Raw genomic sequence first — 14286 nt, forward strand, 5'->3', positions numbered from 1 at the left:
ATGACCGAGTACGGGTACTTCCTGTCATGTGAGGAGTTCACCCCGGCGGAGCTGATCGACCAGGCCCGGGGGGCGCAGCAGGCCGGGTTCACGCGGCTGGCGATCTCCGATCATTTCCATCCGTGGAACGACGCGCAGGGTAACAGCGCGTTCGTCTGGTCGATGATCGGGGCTCTGTCGCAGGCCACGGCGCTGCCCGTCACCACGCTGGTGACCTGTCCGACAGTGCGGCTGCACCCTGCGGTGACCGCGCAGGCCGCCGCAACGTCCAGCGTCCTGCTGGGCGGGCGTTTCGCTCTCGGCGTCGGCAGCGGGGAGGCGTTGAACGAGCATGTCCACGGTGATGCGTGGCCGTCCTTCGATGTCAGGGCCGAGATGCTGGAGGAGGCTGTCGAGGTGATGCGCGAGCTGTTCACCGGCGAGCAGGTCAGCCACCGCGGCCGGCACTACACCGTGGACAACGCCCGGCTCTACACCACCCCGGACGGTCCGCTGCCGGTCTACGTGTCCGGGTTCGGTCCCAGGGCCGCCGAGTTGGCCGGCCGGATCGGGGACGGCTTCGTCACGATGACCCCGGACGCCGACCTCGTGGGCGCCTTCCGCCACGGCGGAGGCCAGGGCAAGAAGGTGGTGGGCGGCGTGAAGGTGTGCTGGAGCAGCAACCGGGACATGGCCGTCGATGTCGTGCACCGGCTGTGGCCCACCGAACTCCTGCCCGGCGAGTTGGCCCAGATCCTCCCGACTCCCGCACACTTCGAACAGGCCAGCCAGCTCGTCACCCGCGACATGGTCGCCGAAGCTGTGACCTGCGGCGACGACGTGGAGGAGCATGTGGAGACGGTGCTCGCCTACGCGCGCGCCGGGTTCGACGAGGTCTACGTCGGGCAGATCGGCCCCGACCAGGAGGTCTTCTTCGACGCCTACCGCGAGCTGGTCGTTCCCACCCTCAATCGCTGACCCCGGCTCGTCGATCTCCCGACGCCACCTGAGAACCGAGTCCGCGCGATCGGGCCGTTGAGCGGCGTGCGAAGCACCGCCTGCTCCCGTTCAACGCGGGTAGCTGAAGACCGTGCGCAGGAGTCCGCGGTGGGTAGTTGGGTGATGTCTGTGCTGTGCTGGTCCGGTCCCACCCGCACCGGACCGTGCCGTCCGACCGCTTCGTACCCGGTGGCGGGGTCCAGGCCGGTGATGAGTTGGAGGGGGCGGCCAGGTCGGCTGCCGCCAGGGGGTCGGGGTGCACGGTGACGCGGGCGCGCTGATCTGCGCCCAGCTGCGCCAAGCGGGACAGCAGGGCGGCACGCATGGCCGGGGCCGCCTTTCGGCACTACGTCCCCCGCATCCGGCGCTGCACGGCACAAGGCCCGTTTGCCGTGCCGCTTTGGGGAAAGCCGCAGAAGCATGGAAGCTCTGGAGCCTGTATGCCGCACCGTCGTGGTCACCGGCGCCAGCGCGGGCATGAAACGCGCCTGTGCGGTGGCGTTCGCGGCCCGTGGCGACCGCCTGGCGCTGATCGCGCGCGGCCGGCCCGGTCTGGAGGGGGCGGTGCGCGAGGCCGAGGAGGCGAGGGCTGCCAAGGTCGTCGCCATCGAGGCGGACGTCGCCGATCCGCAGGCGGTGGAGGCCGCCACCGCAAGGGTGGAGGCGGAGCTCGGGCTGATCGAGGTGTGGGTCAATGACGCGTTCGCGTCCGTGTTCGCCCCGTTCGCCGAGATCACCCCGAAGGAGTTCCTGCGTATCACCGAGGCCACCTACCTCGGCTCCGTGTACGCCACCCGCGCCGCCCTGGAACGGATGCTGCCGCGCAACCGAGGGGTGATCGTGCAGGTCGGCTCGGCGGACAGCTCAGGGGGCTTCGGGGCGCACGGCCGCTTCGACGAGCGGGCCCGCACGCACAGCCGCCAGCAGCAGACGGCACACGCGCTCGGCACCCTCGCCGACGCGGTGCGGCGTGCGTCCGGCCGGGTGTCGGCGGGTTTGCCCGGCCCCGGTGACGGGTTCTTCTCACGGATGCGGGGTGCACGCGCCCCGCAGTCATCGGACAGAAGGGTGTGACCACCATGCCTCGCGGATCGAGCCCCAAGCGGGAGCGGCAGTACGAACACATCAAGGACAGCGCGCTGGAGCGCGGTGAGAGCCAGAAGCGGGCCGAGGAGATCGCCGCCCGCACCGTCAACAAGGAACGCGCCCGGCACGGGGAGTCGAAGACCGCCAGCCGCAGCTCGGTGAAGGACATGTCCTCCTCCCGGCGCGGCGGCCTGCACTCCCACAGCGGCTCGAAGGGCCCGACCAAGGAGCAGCTGTACAACGAGGCGAAGAAGCGCAACATCCATGGCCGCTCGAAGATGAACAAGCAGGAACTCGAACACGCACTCGGCCGATAGGAGCACCGCCTCATGGGCACCGTCCCCGTGCCGCCCGACCCCGACACCACCCCCGTGCCGCCGGGCGAACCGCCGCCCAGGCCGCCGGACCCGCCACAGCCCGTCGAGCCTCCCGGCCCACCGCAGCCCGTCGAGCCGCCGGTGCCACCGGATCCTCCGGCCCCGCCCAGCTCTCCCGTTCCGCCCAGCGAACCACCCGGTCCGCCCCGTCCGGCAGGCCCCGGCCCCGGCCCCGGCCCCGGCCCCGGCCGCGAGCCTGCCCCGCCGGAGCCCGGGCAGCCTCGCCCTGCGGAGCCCCCCGACTGAATGCGCGGACGCCGAGTGCTGGGCCGGCCGGGTGACACCTGCACGCGTCGGGCGCCGCGCCCGCCTGGCGGTGGAGACCATGCTCACGGGCAACGGGAGGTCGGGTGTGCGCGCTCTGGTCGAGATCGTGGTGTGGTGGGCGGTGGTGACGGTGGTGACGGTGGTGCTCATCAGCTCCGTGTCGCCAGTGGAACTGCTGGTGGCCGTCCTCTCTGCTCTGGGAGCCGCGTTCGCAGCCCGCAGGATGCGCCTGGCCGCGGGCGGCCACTTTTACGGAGGTCAGGGTGCGCCGGGTGCGCTCCTTGCGTTGCCGGGCTCGGTCCTGCGCGGTCTGGCCGTGCTGGTGACCGCCACGGCCGCCCGTCCGGCGGACGCGACCGTGCGACACCTGCGGCTGCGACCCGGGGCCGGCTGGGCCGACACGCTGCTCGCCGCATCCCCGGACACCTGCGTGATCGACGTCCCCGCCGACGACGAGGTCGTCGTGCACGCCCTGCGCCCGCGGGCGGGGGTGGTGGAAGAGGTCGTGACACACAGCGGCGGTCGACGGTGAACGCGTGGACGGCCGCGGCCCTGGTCCTGCTGGCCGCCCCGGCGCCGGCGTGCCTGTGGGTGGCGGCCCGCGGAACCGCGGTGCGCCGCCTCATCGGGGCATCGCTGCTGTCCAGCGTGGTCGGTGCGGTCTTCCTGCTTCTGCCGCAGGCCTACGACCGGTCCTCCTACCAGGACCTCGCGCTGATGCTGGCCGTCCTGGCCCCGGCCGGCACCTCGTCTTCACCCGCTTCGCCACCGGCCGCCACCACGACACCCGCCCGCACGAGTCCACGCCCGAGCCCTGAGCACACCACCCTTTCGGCGACGAAGGAGCCCGCATTGCCCCCGCATCACGCGGTCGTCCTGGTGCTGCTGTGGGCCGGCGTGGCGTGCATGCTCCTGTCCGCGGCTGCCCTCGTGCGGCTGCGCGGCACCCTGATGCGGCTGCACGCCCTGGCCCCGGCATCGGTGGCCGGGGTGCCGCTGATCGCCGCAGCCGTAGCCGTGGACCAAGGCGCGGGCCGGGCGGCCGCCAAGACCCTGTTCATCGGGCTGCTGTTCGCCGCCGGCGGGACGGCCACCGCGATCGCCGGCTGGACAGAGCGTGACGTCGACGGCGTGGACGGTCGGGTGGCTTCGGTGGAGGGCATGGTCGTCCTCGGCACTCGGCCCGGGCGGCCGCGTGCCCGCTCTCGCCCGAGGTCACTCCGGCCGGACACAGCCCTATGGCCGGGCAGCCAGTCTTCACGGTGGGCTGCCCGTTGCGGCCGCGGCACACACCTGATGGATCATCAGTGACGGTCAGCAAAAGGTCAGCACAGGTACGAGCAGACCCTGTCCAACAAGCACGGACGTGAGACTCGATCGCTCTCAGCACCCCCACCCGGGGAGGCCCCCAGCTGGAGGCCCATGAGTCCGATCATGCCGGCTACAGCCGGCCGCCCAGCACCTGCGGAGGAGCTCTCGACGCGGGACCACGCGGGACATCCCTGCAGTTCAGAGCACTTTTCGAGCCGTCTCCCGGACAGACGGTGCTCCCACTGACAGGTGCGGCCAGCCAGCCCTTCCAGACTTTCCTCAATTCTTCCAAATCAGCACAATACAGACACCGGATCAGTCGATCTACTTGCGCGCCTCGATCAGGAAGCGCGCCGAGTGGGCCACAAACGGGCCCTCGGCGCGGATCCGGGCATCCAGCTCGCGCAGCCGGTCCCGATAGGCGTCGACGGTGAAGCCCGGCACCATCCAGATCACCTTCCGCAGGAAGTAGACCACCGCCCCGATGTCGGAGAACTCCACCCTCAGCCGCTCGGACCGCAGGTCCACCACCTCCAGCCCGGCCGCCCGCGCGTCGGCGCTCTCCCGGTCGGGGTGACGGCCCTCCCGCGCCTCGGGCTGCGGCCCGAGGAAGTACTCGACCAGCTCGAACACCGAGGCAGGCCCGACGTGCTGCGCGAAGTACGTGCCGCCGGGCTTCAGCACGCGGGCGATCTCCGCCCACCAGACGGTCGCCGGGTGACGGCTGGTCACCAGGTCGAACGCCTCGTCCGCGAAGGGCAGCGGCGGCTCGTCCGGATCCGCGACCACGACCGCGCCGAGCGGGTGCAGCAGCCGGGTCGCCTTGGCGATGTTCGGCGGCCACGACTCGGTGGCGACCATGGCCGGCGGGAATCCCCCGGACCTGGCCCCGGCCAGCACCTCACCGCCGCCGGTCTGGATGTCCAACGCCGCCGAGGCCGACGCCAGCCGCTCTCCCAGCAGCCGCTGGTACCCCCAGGACGGCCGCTCCTCGGTGGCGCGCCCGTCCAGCCAGGAGAAGTCCCAGCCGTCGACGGACACCGTCCCGGCCTCGGCGATCAAGTCTTCGAACGTACGCGACATAACCGCATCATCCCGGCCACCCGCCACCCCGGCCAACCGGTTTTCCGCGGGGTGCCTGGTCACACCCTGTGCGGCGCCGCGGCGCCCGGGGTGAGCCCTCGTCAACTGCCGACGATCCGGGGCGACACGCAGTTCACACCATTCGGATGACATTCCCCCGAGGACCACGCCGAGGGTCCCTAGTGTGCAAGGGCAAGTTGGTCTACGAAGGGATTTATGCCATGTACCGCACCGCCCGCACGCTCGCCGTCCTCCTCGCCGCCGTCGGCGCCGCGACGGCCGTCCCGGCCCAGGCCTTCGCCGACGGCCCGACCGTGACCACCACGACCATCACCGTGATCGGCACCGGCAATCAGCTGGCCGGCGGCGACATCTTCAACGTCGGCGGCGACAACGTGGTCGGCTCCTTCAACAGCAACCAGATCTCCTGACCACTTCCCGGCCCCACCCACCGCCCGCGCCCCCTCCGGCGCGGGCGGTGCCGCATGCGCGCGCAACGCATCGACAGGCCGGCAACCCGCGTACCGGCGTGCCGACGCATCGAGGAACCGGCGGCCCGCGAGTGGGCCCGACCCGAGAAGAAGTCGCCCGCACCGTCCTCGCCCGCCGGACCCTCAGGCCCCGTGCTGCGGCGGGCACTCAGACCCGTGTCGCGCGCCTCCCGGCCGACCCCGCCGCCACGGCAACGCGCCCGGTATGTACCCCGCCGCCGAATTGTCCGACCCGGCTGGTAGACAGTTGTTCGGTCCACCCACCGAAGGAGCAGCGCATGACCGTCGGCAAGCACGTCGAACAGTTCCACGGCCTCCCCGTCCTCGCCTTCGTCCCGGCCGTCGAGGGGGGTGCCGCACTGCCCGATGCGGCGGCGGTCGCCTGGAAGATCGGCATCGAGTACGACTCCCCGCGGAGCTTCGTGGAGCAGTGGCAGCGCTTCCTCGACACGGTCGACACCGAGCGTGTCACCGCCGTCGTCGTCGGCGAGTGGTCGGTGGACGGGCCGGACAGCTTCGCCCGGCCGCTGGCGGCCATCCTCGCCGCCGCCGGGCGGCTGCCGGCCCTGCGCGCGCTCTTCATCGGGGACATCACGTACGAGGAGTCCGAGATCTCCTGGATCGACATGGTGGACGTCACTCCGGTGCTGACGACCTTCCCGCAGCTGGAGGAACTGGTGGTGCGCGGCGCCTCGGGGGAGACGGTCGAGGGCGAGGGCGTCTCGCTCAAGCCGCTGCGCCACGACCGGCTGCGGGCACTGCGGTTCGAGTCGGGCGGTCTGCCGGCCGCGGTGCTCCGGGCGGTCGCGGAGAGTGAGTTCCCCGTGCTGGAGCGGCTGGAGTTCTGGCTGGGCGTGGAGATGTACGGCGGCGACTCCACGCCGGCCGACTACGCGCCCTTCCTCGACGGCTCCCGGTTCCCCGCACTGCGCCACCTCGGCCTCCAGGACAGCGAGGCGCAGGACGACATCGCCGCCGCGGTCGCACACGCCCCGGTGGTGGCCCGGCTGGAGTCGCTCAACCTCTCCATGGGCGTGCTCACCGACAAGGGTGCCGACGCCCTCCTGGAGGGGCAGCCGCTCACCCACCTCAAGGCGCTGGACCTGCACCACCACTACCTGACGGAGGCGGCGCAGCAGCGCCTGCGCCAGGCGCTGCCCGGTGTCGCGCTCGACCTCTCCGAGCCCGGCGATCCGGACGACCAGTGGCGGTACGTGGCCGTCGCCGAGTAGACGGGTCGAGGTCCCGATGGCCGTGCGGCAGGCGACCACGGAGCACATCACCGCGGAGCGCACCGCCACCGAACACGCCACCACGGAACACGCCACCACGAAGCACACCACTGCTGGACACCTCGCCACGGACCACATGACGACACAGCCCCTGACCAGACAACCCGTGAGCACGCGGCGCACCGCCGCCCGGCCAGGGAGCGGACAGCCGGCGCCCCGACCACTCACGGTGCTCGGCAACCCGGGACACCGGCGGGTCACGCTGTTCGCCGCGGCGGCCCGGGCGGCCGGGCTGCCCGAGCCGTCCGTGCTGCCGTGGATCGACGTGCTGCGCGGTGCGTACCACCTGCCCGAGGAGAGCGTGGTCCGCATCGAGTCGCCCGGCGAGGACGCGGCCGTGGACGAGCTGCTGCGCGGACGGGCACTCGGCTCCTCCTACGCGCCGACCAGGGTGGAGGGCGGCGCGGCCTGGTACGACGGGCTGATGAACGCCCTGCGCGCGCTGGCCCGGGTGCCGGGCGTCCGGCTGCTCGGCGATCCGGAGGAGATCGCCGTGATGTTCGACAAGCGCCGGGCGCACACGCTGCTGGCGGCCGCCGGGGTGCCGGTGCCGCGGGCGCTCGCCGGTGCGCCCGTCGGCGGCTGGGACGACCTGCGGGAGCGGCTGCGCGCCGCCGGGCTGCGCCGGGTGTTCGTCAAGCCCTCGCACGGCTCCTCGGCCTCGGGCGTGGTAGCGCTGGAGTTCGGCCCCCGCGGGCAGGTCCTGGCCACGACCCCGGTCGAGTTGGCGGGCGGACAGCTGCACAACTCGCTGCGGGTCCGGCGCTACCGGGACGAGCGGCAGGTGGCCGAGCTGGTCGACCGGCTCGCGCCGGACGGCCTGCACGTCGAGCAGTGGATCCCGAAGGCCTCCCAGTCGGGCCGCTCGGCGGACCTCCGCGTCGTGGTGATCGCCGGGCGGGCCACCCACGCGGTGGTGCGCACCAGCGCCGCTCAGCCGATGACCAACCTCCACCTCGGCGGCGCCCGCGGCAGCCTCGCACTCGCCCGGGAGGCCGCCGGTACGGCCTGGCCCGTCCTGTTGGAGACGGCGGAGCGGGCGGCCGCGTGCTTCCCGAACGCCCGCATGGTCGGCGTCGACGTGCTGCCCGCCGCCGGCTGGCGCCGCGCGCTGGTCGGCGAGGTGAACGCCTTCGGCGACCTGCTGCCCAACCTGACCGGTCTGCCCGGCGGCCCGGCCGAGGGCCTCGACACCTACGCCGCCCAGCTCGCCGTCCTCCACCCCGACGCCCTCCCCTTCCCCCGCCCCCACCATCTCAACGGCCGCCCCGAGCCGGCGAACCACGCACCCCTGGAACCGATCCGATGAACCACCAGAACCCCGGACCCACGCCCCCGGCGACGGCACCCGACATGAACGCCGTCGTGGGCAGCCACGACCTACTGCTCGTCACGCTCGACACGCTCCGCTTCGACGTCGCGGAGGAGCTGGCCGCGGCCGGGCGGCTCCCCAACCTCGCCGCCTTCCTCCCCGGCGGCCGCTGGGAGCGCCGGCACTCGCCCGGCAGCTTCACGTACGCCGCGCACCAGGCCATCCTGGCCGGCTTCCTGCCCACGCCGGCGTCCCCGGAGGGGCCGCACCCGCGCCTGTTCGCCGCCCGGTTCGCCGGTTCGGAGACGACCGCGTCGCGGACCTGGGTCTTCGACGCGCCCGACCTGCCGGGCGCGCTCGCCGCGGCCGGGTACCGGACGGTCTGCATCGGCGGCGTCGGCTTCTTCAACAAGCAGGGCCCGCTCGGGTCGGTGCTGCCCGGACTGTTCCAGGAGAGCCACTGGGACCCCGACATGGGCGTGCCGTCCCCGGTCTCCTTCGAGGCGCAGGTGGCCCGGGCCGAGCAGGTCGCCGCCGGGCAGCCGGCCGGGCAGCCCCTCTTCCTGTTCGTCAACGTCTCGGCGCTGCACCAGCCGAACTGGTTCCACCTGCCGGGCGCCACCCGCGAACACGGGGACTCCCGCGAGAGCCACGCGGCCGCCCTGGAGTACGTGGACGCGCACGTCGGCCGGCTCTTCGCGGCCATGAGCGCCCGCCGGCCGTGCTTCGCGATCGTCTGCTCCGACCATGGCACGGCGTACGGGGAGGACGGCTACACCGGCCACCGGATCGGCCACGAGGTGGTCTGGACGGTCCCGTACGCGCACTTCACCATCCCCGCCGGCACCGCACCAGCCCGCACTGCACCTGCCGGCAGCACACCTTCCGGCACCGCACCTGCCGCCGCCGCAGAGGAGGAGACTGCATGACCACGGCAGCCGCCCGGCGGGCCGAGTCGCCCTACCGGTCGTACGTCTACGCCTACCCGCACAAGACCGCCTACCGGCGGCTGCCGGAGCGCCCGGCACTGCGCGAGCTGTGGGCCGGTGAACCGCAGCACGCGCTCTCGCTCTACCTGCACATCCCGTTCTGCGAGGTCCGCTGCGGGTTCTGCAACCTGTTCACCCGCATCGGCAGCCCCGAGGGCCTGACCACCGCCTACCTGGACGCGCTCGACCGGCAGGGTGCCGCCCTCCGCGAATCGCTGGACGGCGACGCCCGGTTCGCGCTCGCCGCGTTCGGCGGCGGCACACCCACCTATCTGACCGCCCGCGAGCTGGAGCGGCTCTGCGACATCGTCGAGCAGCGGATGGGCGCCGACCTGCGGGCGATACCGCTCTCCGTGGAGGCGTCCCCGGCCACCGCCACCGCCGACCGGCTGGAGGTGCTGGCCGCCCGGGGCGCCACGCGGCTGAGCCTGGGTGTGCAGTCCTTCGACGACGCGGAGGCCCGCTCCGCCGTCCGCCCGCAGAAGCGTGCCGAGGTCGAGGCCGCCCTCGGCCGGATCCGCGCCGCCGGCTTCCCCGTCCTCAACATCGACCTGATCTACGGCATCGACGGGCAGACCGAGGCCGGCTGGCTCCGCTCGTTGGACGCCGCCCTGGCCTGGCAGCCCGAGGAGCTCTACCTCTACCCGCTGTACGTCCGCCCGTTGACCGGCCTCGCGCGGCGCGGCGAGCAGGAGAGCCCGGCCGACTGGGACGCCCGGCGGCTCGCCCTCTACCGAGCCGGCCGGGACCACCTGCTCGCGCAGGGCTATCAGCAGGTGTCGATGCGGATGTTCCGCCGCGCCGCCTCCCCGCAGGCCGGCGGCGGCGAGTACGCCTGCCAGACCGACGGCATGGTCGGCCTCGGGTGCGGGGCCCGTTCGTACACCTCCCGGCTGCACTACTCCTTCGACTACGCGGTCAACGCCACCGAGGTGCGCGGCATCATCGACGACTACGTGGCCACCGAGGACTTCCACCACGCGGAGGTCGGCCGGTACACGACGCCCGAGGAGGCGCGGCGGCGGCACCTCGTCCAGTCCCTCCTCCAGGCCGAGGGCATGCCGGTGGCGGAGTACCGGGCCCGGTTCGGCTCCACGCCCGCCGAGGACTTCCCGGCCGAGCTGGCCGAGTTCGAGGCCCGCGGCTGGCTGGCGGCCGACCCGCTGCGGCTGGTGCTCTCCCCCGAGGGCCTGGCGCACTCGGACCTCGCCGGCCCGATGCTGTTCTCGCCCGAGGTGCACCGCCTGATGGCCGAATACGAGGTGAAATGACCTTCCTCGGCATGCCCGCAACCGGCCCCGGTCCGGCCCCCATCCCGACCCCGGCTCCTCCTCCGACCCCGACCGCGGCCCCGACCCCGCGTCCGACCCCGACCGCGGCCCCGACCCCGCGTCCCGTACCGGACGGCGGGCTCGATCTGACCCTGCTCTACCGGGGCCCGCTCTCCTCCTGCGACTACGACTGCCCGTACTGCCCGTTCGCCAAGCGGCGCGACACCCCCGAGCAGCTGCGGGCCGACCGCGCGGCGCTCGAACGGTTCACCCGCTGGACCGCCGGCCGGGGCGGCACCGGCGACACCCTGTCGCTGCTGTTCACGCCCTGGGGCGAGGGGCTGGTGCGCTCCTGGTACCGGCGGGCGCTGGTCGAACTGAGCCACCTGCCACACGTGCGGCGGGTGGCGATCCAGACCAATCTCAGCTGTCGCACCGACTGGCTGGCCGAGGCCGACCTCACCACCCTGGCCCTCTGGGTGACGTACCACCCCGGCCAGGTCGGCCACGAGCGCTTCCTCGCCCGGTGCCGTGCGCTCGACCGGCTCGGCGTCCGGTACAGCGTCGGCGTGGTCGGCCGGCCCGAGCACCTCGCCGAGACCCGCCGGCTGCGGGCCGCGCTCCCCCCCGCCGTCTACCTGTGGATCAACGCCGCCGAGGGCCACATCTACACCGACACCGAGGCCGCCGACTGGCACGCCGTCGACCCGCACTTCGGCTACAGCCGCCACGCGCACCCGAGCGCCGGCCGGCCCTGCCGCACCGGCGAGTCCGTGCTCTCGGTCGACGGCGAGGGCACCGTCCGTCGCTGCCACTTCGTCCGCGACGTGCTCGGCAATCTCTACGACGGCTCGTACCGCCCCCACCTCCGCGCCCGGCCCTGCCCACTGCCGGTCTGCGACTGCCACATCGGCTACGTACACCTGGAGACGCTGCCGCTCTACGACGTCTTCGCCGGGGGCGTGCTGGAACGGGTGCCGCACGACTGGTGACACCTCCGCACTTCGTGAACGAGACAGGTCCTACCGGTCGCAGACGAACCTGAGGTTCTCGCCTTCGCCTTCCTCGCGGTGGAGCACGCTCGGCAGCGACCGGCGTCGCGGCTCCCTGACGGCGAATTCGAGGAGGAGGACGGCAGTCCTGGCCCTCCGGCTCACTCCGTCACGGGCAGGCACTCCGTCACAGGCAGGCACTCGGCGAGCAGGTCGACGATGTCGCGCCAGGCCCGCTGGGCGTGTTGCGGGTGGTGGCCGACGCCGGGGAGGACGTTCTGGTCGACCGGCGGGTGGTGGAAGGCGTGCAGGGCTCCGCCATAGACCACGAGGCGCCAGTCGACCCCCGCGGCCTGCATCTCCGCGGCGAAGGCGTCCCGTTGCCCGGCGGGCATGATCGGGTCCTCCGACCCGACCCCGGCCCACACGGGACAGCGGATGCGCGCGGCCTCGCCCGGCCGGCCCGTGGTCAGTGCGTTCACCGTCCCGATCGCCCGCAGGTCGACGCCGTCACGCCCGAGTTCCAGCACGATCGCGCCCCCGGTGCCGTAGCCGATGGCGGCGATCCGGTCGGGGTCGGTCCGCGGCTCGGCGCGCAGCACGTCGAGGGCCGCGTGGCCGATGCCCCGCATCCGGTCGGGGTCGGCGAGCAGGGGGATCGCGCGCGCCAGCATCTCCTGCGGGTCGGTGAACCAGCGCCCGCCGTTGATGTCGAAGGCCAGCGCCACGTAACCCAGTTCGGCGAGAGCGTCGGCCCGGCGACGCTGGAAGTCGTTCAGGCCCGGCCCCTCGGGCCCGATCAGGACCGCGGGCCGGCGATCGGCACCGGCAGGCAGCGCCAGGTGCCCGATCATCGTCAGCCCGTCGGCCGGGTACTCGATCGTACGCGTTGTGATTGTCGTCATGAGACTGGACCGTAGTGACTGCCGGACCCGGTCGGGCCGGTCTTCGCCGTCGGCGGAACAGCGCGGGCGCGGGACCTGGGCTGGCGCCGGGAAGGCCATCAACTCCCCAGCGCCTGGCGGATTCAGACCTCGTCGAACGGTTCGTCACTCCACCGGAACCAAGCACGACCGCCACTGATGTGCAGGAGGAACTCGGCGACCGGACCTGACGGGGCCACCAGGGAGAGGGCGCCTGCGATCCGGTCGTAGGAGTCGTCGAACCGCTCGTACTCCTCCCCCTCCACCAGGGCCAGCGACTCGTCGAACCACGGCTTCACCTCTCCGAAGGCCGGCGTTGGTGCGAAGCGCCCGTTCAGCCACGGAAAGTCGGCCTCGTCGATCACGATCTCGCCGAGCAGCTCCTCCTGCCGCATCAGTCGCCACACTTCGCCCTCGAATCCCATCCCGCCGGCTCTCCGATCGGTCGCCCGGTACCGCCGGCAGCCTCTCACGCGGCAAGGACAGCGAGGCGAGGACAGCGAGGCGAGGACAGCGAGGTGACGGCAATGCGGCAAGGACAACGAGGCGGGAGCGCCGGCACGCTGTTCGGCCGGGCCTTGGCGGAATCCGGAACGGCCATCGGGCCGGCAGATCCACCAGGCGGACGTTCCCCGTCGGAGGAGCTACTCGTCGCGCGTGGCGTCGATCTCGGCGGCCAGTGCGGCCACGTCGCGTGCATGGGTGTAGAACTTGGCGGCGTACTCGTCGCTGATCGCCGGAAGAACCCTCTCGAACGCCCCCAGCAATCTGGTCAGGCCTCGTCGGGCCGGTTCGGGGAGGGGGCCCTGGAGGACTCGGGTGGCGTAGCCGGCGGTGTCGGCGTCGAGCATGACCATGTCCTGGTCCTCGATGTCGAGGCCGCGGAACCTGGACGGGAACGGCATCGCCCGGTGGTCGTCCATCATCTGCGCGAGCGCGTCGAGCATCTCCGTGATCACGTGGGGGATCCTGTCACCGGCACGCGCTGGTCGAGGTGCCTTTCGCGCCACTGGTCCGAACGTCACGGCTCGTCCAGGCGCGCGCGCCCGCACCGAGGTCCCTAGCCTGGAGGGAGGAGGAGGCGATGACAATGCTTGGAGACGCACCGCTGGTGGCCATCATCCCGGCCGCCGACATTGCCCGGGCGAAGAGGTTCTACACCGACACGCTCGGCCTGAAGCTCAGCGAGGAGACCGCGCAGGACCTCACCTTCGAATGCGGCGGAACGGAGTTCGGCCTCTACGAGACGCCGAGCGCCGGACAGGCCGCCCACACGCTGGCGAGTTTCAAGGTCGCGGACCTCGATGCCGAGATGGCGGCGCTGCGCGGGCGCGGCGTCACGTTCGAGGAGTACGACCTGCCGGGGCTCAAGACCGTCAACGGCGTCGCGGAGGCCGAGGGCATGCGCGCGGCCTGGTTCAAGGACAGTGAAGGGAACATCCTCTGCGTGAACGAACGGACCACCACGTAGTAGCCACCTGCCCTACGTAGCACCCGCCCACCCACCACGGCACGCCCGCGCGCCGGGGCGGTCCCGTCCACCGCGGGACCGCCCCGGCGCAGGACACCCCGGCGCAGGACAGCCCGGCGCAGGACAGCCCGGCGCGTGGGCCTCCGCTCCACCACGCTCGCCGCCGCGGGGCATCCCCCGCCCCTTCCGGCCGGCCGGGGATCCCCGGGTCCGGTCGCGCGGCGGGCCGACTGTTACGCATAGTGGTGGGCGTGACCGACCTTCCCTGCACGCCCGGACGGCGGACGGTGCTGGCCGGCGGACTGGCGGTGCTCCTCGGCGTGGCCGGCTGCGGCAGCGGCAGCAGCGGCGGGCACTCTCCGACACCGTCGTCCGGCACAGCCCCGTCGTCCGGCACGGCGACCCCGACCGGCCCCCCCCCCCCCCCCCCCCCCCCCCCCGCC

16 protein-coding genes are annotated in these 14286 nt (G+C 72.9%); 12 read left to right on the plus strand and 4 right to left on the minus strand.

What is annotated here, in order from left to right:
- The 5 genes from C2142_RS01855 to C2142_RS39125 all read left to right on the plus strand — a co-directional run bounded on the left by C2142_RS01855 (position 1) and on the right by C2142_RS39125 (position 4019).
- Positions 1-957 carry a TIGR03557 family F420-dependent LLM class oxidoreductase gene (locus tag C2142_RS01855; RefSeq protein ID WP_148640753.1) on the plus strand — a complete coding sequence of 319 codons (957 nt, stop codon included), beginning with the start codon at positions 1-3 and terminating at the stop codon, positions 955-957.
- A gap of 441 nt (positions 958-1398) precedes the next feature.
- Entirely contained in the window at positions 1399-2052 is a 654-nt protein-coding gene (locus C2142_RS01860) for an SDR family NAD(P)-dependent oxidoreductase (protein ID WP_148640754.1), read from the plus strand.
- 5 nt (positions 2053-2057) lie between these two features.
- Entirely contained in the window at positions 2058-2381 is a 324-nt protein-coding gene (locus C2142_RS01865; protein WP_148640755.1) for a plasmid stabilization protein, read from the plus strand.
- Positions 2382-2793: 412 nt separating this feature from the next.
- Complete coding sequence (locus tag C2142_RS39120; RefSeq protein ID WP_241002316.1) at positions 2794-3240, plus strand: hypothetical protein; 447 nt, start codon at positions 2794-2796, stop codon at positions 3238-3240.
- A complete protein-coding gene (locus tag C2142_RS39125; protein ID WP_241002317.1) occupies positions 3237-4019 on the plus strand; it encodes a monovalent cation/H(+) antiporter subunit G in 783 nt (260 codons plus the stop codon). The genes C2142_RS39120 and C2142_RS39125 overlap by 4 nt, the downstream gene beginning before the upstream one ends.
- 324 nt (positions 4020-4343) lie before the next feature.
- Here C2142_RS39125 and C2142_RS01875 read toward each other — a convergent pair whose 3' ends face one another.
- Entirely contained in the window at positions 4344-5102 is a 759-nt protein-coding gene (locus C2142_RS01875) for a class I SAM-dependent methyltransferase (RefSeq protein ID WP_148640756.1), read from the minus strand.
- Positions 5103-5323: 221 nt separating this feature from the next.
- On the opposite strand from C2142_RS01875, the gene C2142_RS01880 reads away from it, so the two are divergent.
- From C2142_RS01880 to C2142_RS01905, 6 genes are all read left to right on the plus strand, one after another.
- Positions 5324-5533, plus strand: a complete 210-nt coding sequence (locus tag C2142_RS01880) for a hypothetical protein (protein WP_148640757.1) — start codon at positions 5324-5326, stop codon at positions 5531-5533.
- Between the two features lie 338 nt (positions 5534-5871).
- On the plus strand, positions 5872-6825 hold the full coding sequence (locus C2142_RS01885; RefSeq protein ID WP_148640758.1) for an STM4015 family protein: 954 nt from the start codon (positions 5872-5874) through the stop codon (positions 6823-6825).
- A 16-nt stretch (positions 6826-6841) separates the two neighbouring features.
- Positions 6842-8194 carry an STM4014 family protein gene (locus C2142_RS01890; protein ID WP_241002318.1) on the plus strand — a complete coding sequence of 451 codons (1353 nt, stop codon included), beginning with the start codon at positions 6842-6844 and terminating at the stop codon, positions 8192-8194.
- Between the two features lie 44 nt (positions 8195-8238).
- The gene (locus C2142_RS01895) at positions 8239-9126 is read left to right on the plus strand and encodes an STM4013/SEN3800 family hydrolase (RefSeq protein ID WP_174315609.1); all 888 of its coding nucleotides are present in this window, start codon (positions 8239-8241) and stop codon (positions 9124-9126) included.
- The gene (locus C2142_RS01900) at positions 9123-10457 is read left to right on the plus strand and encodes an STM4012 family radical SAM protein (RefSeq protein ID WP_148640760.1); all 1335 of its coding nucleotides are present in this window, start codon (positions 9123-9125) and stop codon (positions 10455-10457) included. Before C2142_RS01895 ends, C2142_RS01900 begins: the two co-directional genes overlap by 4 nt.
- A gap of 11 nt (positions 10458-10468) precedes the next feature.
- Positions 10469-11449 (plus strand): STM4011 family radical SAM protein, encoded by a 981-nt coding sequence (locus C2142_RS01905; RefSeq protein WP_174315572.1) that lies wholly within the window; start codon positions 10469-10471, stop codon positions 11447-11449.
- A 161-nt stretch (positions 11450-11610) separates the two neighbouring features.
- Here the strand turns inward: C2142_RS01905 and C2142_RS01910 are convergent, their stop codons facing one another.
- The 3 genes from C2142_RS01910 to C2142_RS01920 all read right to left on the minus strand — a co-directional run bounded on the left by C2142_RS01910 (position 11611) and on the right by C2142_RS01920 (position 13331).
- A complete protein-coding gene (locus C2142_RS01910; RefSeq protein WP_148640761.1) occupies positions 11611-12354 on the minus strand; it encodes a dienelactone hydrolase family protein in 744 nt (247 codons plus the stop codon).
- A 122-nt stretch (positions 12355-12476) separates the two neighbouring features.
- The gene (locus C2142_RS01915; protein ID WP_148640762.1) at positions 12477-12797 is read right to left on the minus strand and encodes a hypothetical protein; all 321 of its coding nucleotides are present in this window, start codon (positions 12795-12797) and stop codon (positions 12477-12479) included.
- 219 nt (positions 12798-13016) lie between these two features.
- The gene (locus C2142_RS01920; protein WP_148640763.1) at positions 13017-13331 is read right to left on the minus strand and encodes a hypothetical protein; all 315 of its coding nucleotides are present in this window, start codon (positions 13329-13331) and stop codon (positions 13017-13019) included.
- Positions 13332-13456: 125 nt separating this feature from the next.
- Between C2142_RS01920 and C2142_RS01925 the strand changes: the two genes are divergently transcribed.
- Positions 13457-13843, plus strand: a complete 387-nt coding sequence (locus C2142_RS01925) for a VOC family protein (RefSeq protein ID WP_206670881.1) — start codon at positions 13457-13459, stop codon at positions 13841-13843.
- Positions 13844-14286: the final 443 nt, after the last annotated feature.

The organism is Streptomyces sp. CB01881, from assembly GCF_002953255.1.
Taxonomy (GTDB): domain Bacteria; phylum Actinomycetota; class Actinomycetes; order Streptomycetales; family Streptomycetaceae; genus Kitasatospora.

What these genes read in the sequence shown, in the direction of transcription:
- C2142_RS01855 (WP_148640753.1), top strand. Translation starts at nt 1, where the DNA reads ATGACCGAGTACGGGTACTTCCTGTCATGTGAGGAGTTCACCCCGGCG.
- C2142_RS01860 (WP_148640754.1), top strand. Translation starts at nt 1,399, where the DNA reads ATGGAAGCTCTGGAGCCTGTATGCCGCACCGTCGTGGTCACCGGCGCC.
- C2142_RS01865 (WP_148640755.1), top strand. Translation starts at nt 2,058, where the DNA reads ATGCCTCGCGGATCGAGCCCCAAGCGGGAGCGGCAGTACGAACACATC.
- C2142_RS01875 (WP_148640756.1), bottom strand. Translation starts at nt 5,102, where the DNA reads ATGTCGCGTACGTTCGAAGACTTGATCGCCGAGGCCGGGACGGTGTCC.
- C2142_RS01880 (WP_148640757.1), top strand. Translation starts at nt 5,324, where the DNA reads ATGTACCGCACCGCCCGCACGCTCGCCGTCCTCCTCGCCGCCGTCGGC.
- C2142_RS01885 (WP_148640758.1), top strand. Translation starts at nt 5,872, where the DNA reads ATGACCGTCGGCAAGCACGTCGAACAGTTCCACGGCCTCCCCGTCCTC.
- C2142_RS01890 (WP_241002318.1), top strand. Translation starts at nt 6,842, where the DNA reads ATGGCCGTGCGGCAGGCGACCACGGAGCACATCACCGCGGAGCGCACC.
- C2142_RS01895 (WP_174315609.1), top strand. Translation starts at nt 8,239, where the DNA reads ATGAACGCCGTCGTGGGCAGCCACGACCTACTGCTCGTCACGCTCGAC.
- C2142_RS01900 (WP_148640760.1), top strand. Translation starts at nt 9,123, where the DNA reads ATGACCACGGCAGCCGCCCGGCGGGCCGAGTCGCCCTACCGGTCGTAC.
- C2142_RS01905 (WP_174315572.1), top strand. Translation starts at nt 10,469, where the DNA reads ATGCCCGCAACCGGCCCCGGTCCGGCCCCCATCCCGACCCCGGCTCCT.
- C2142_RS01910 (WP_148640761.1), bottom strand. Translation starts at nt 12,354, where the DNA reads ATGACGACAATCACAACGCGTACGATCGAGTACCCGGCCGACGGGCTG.
- C2142_RS01915 (WP_148640762.1), bottom strand. Translation starts at nt 12,797, where the DNA reads ATGGGATTCGAGGGCGAAGTGTGGCGACTGATGCGGCAGGAGGAGCTG.
- C2142_RS01925 (WP_206670881.1), top strand. Translation starts at nt 13,457, where the DNA reads ATGACAATGCTTGGAGACGCACCGCTGGTGGCCATCATCCCGGCCGCC.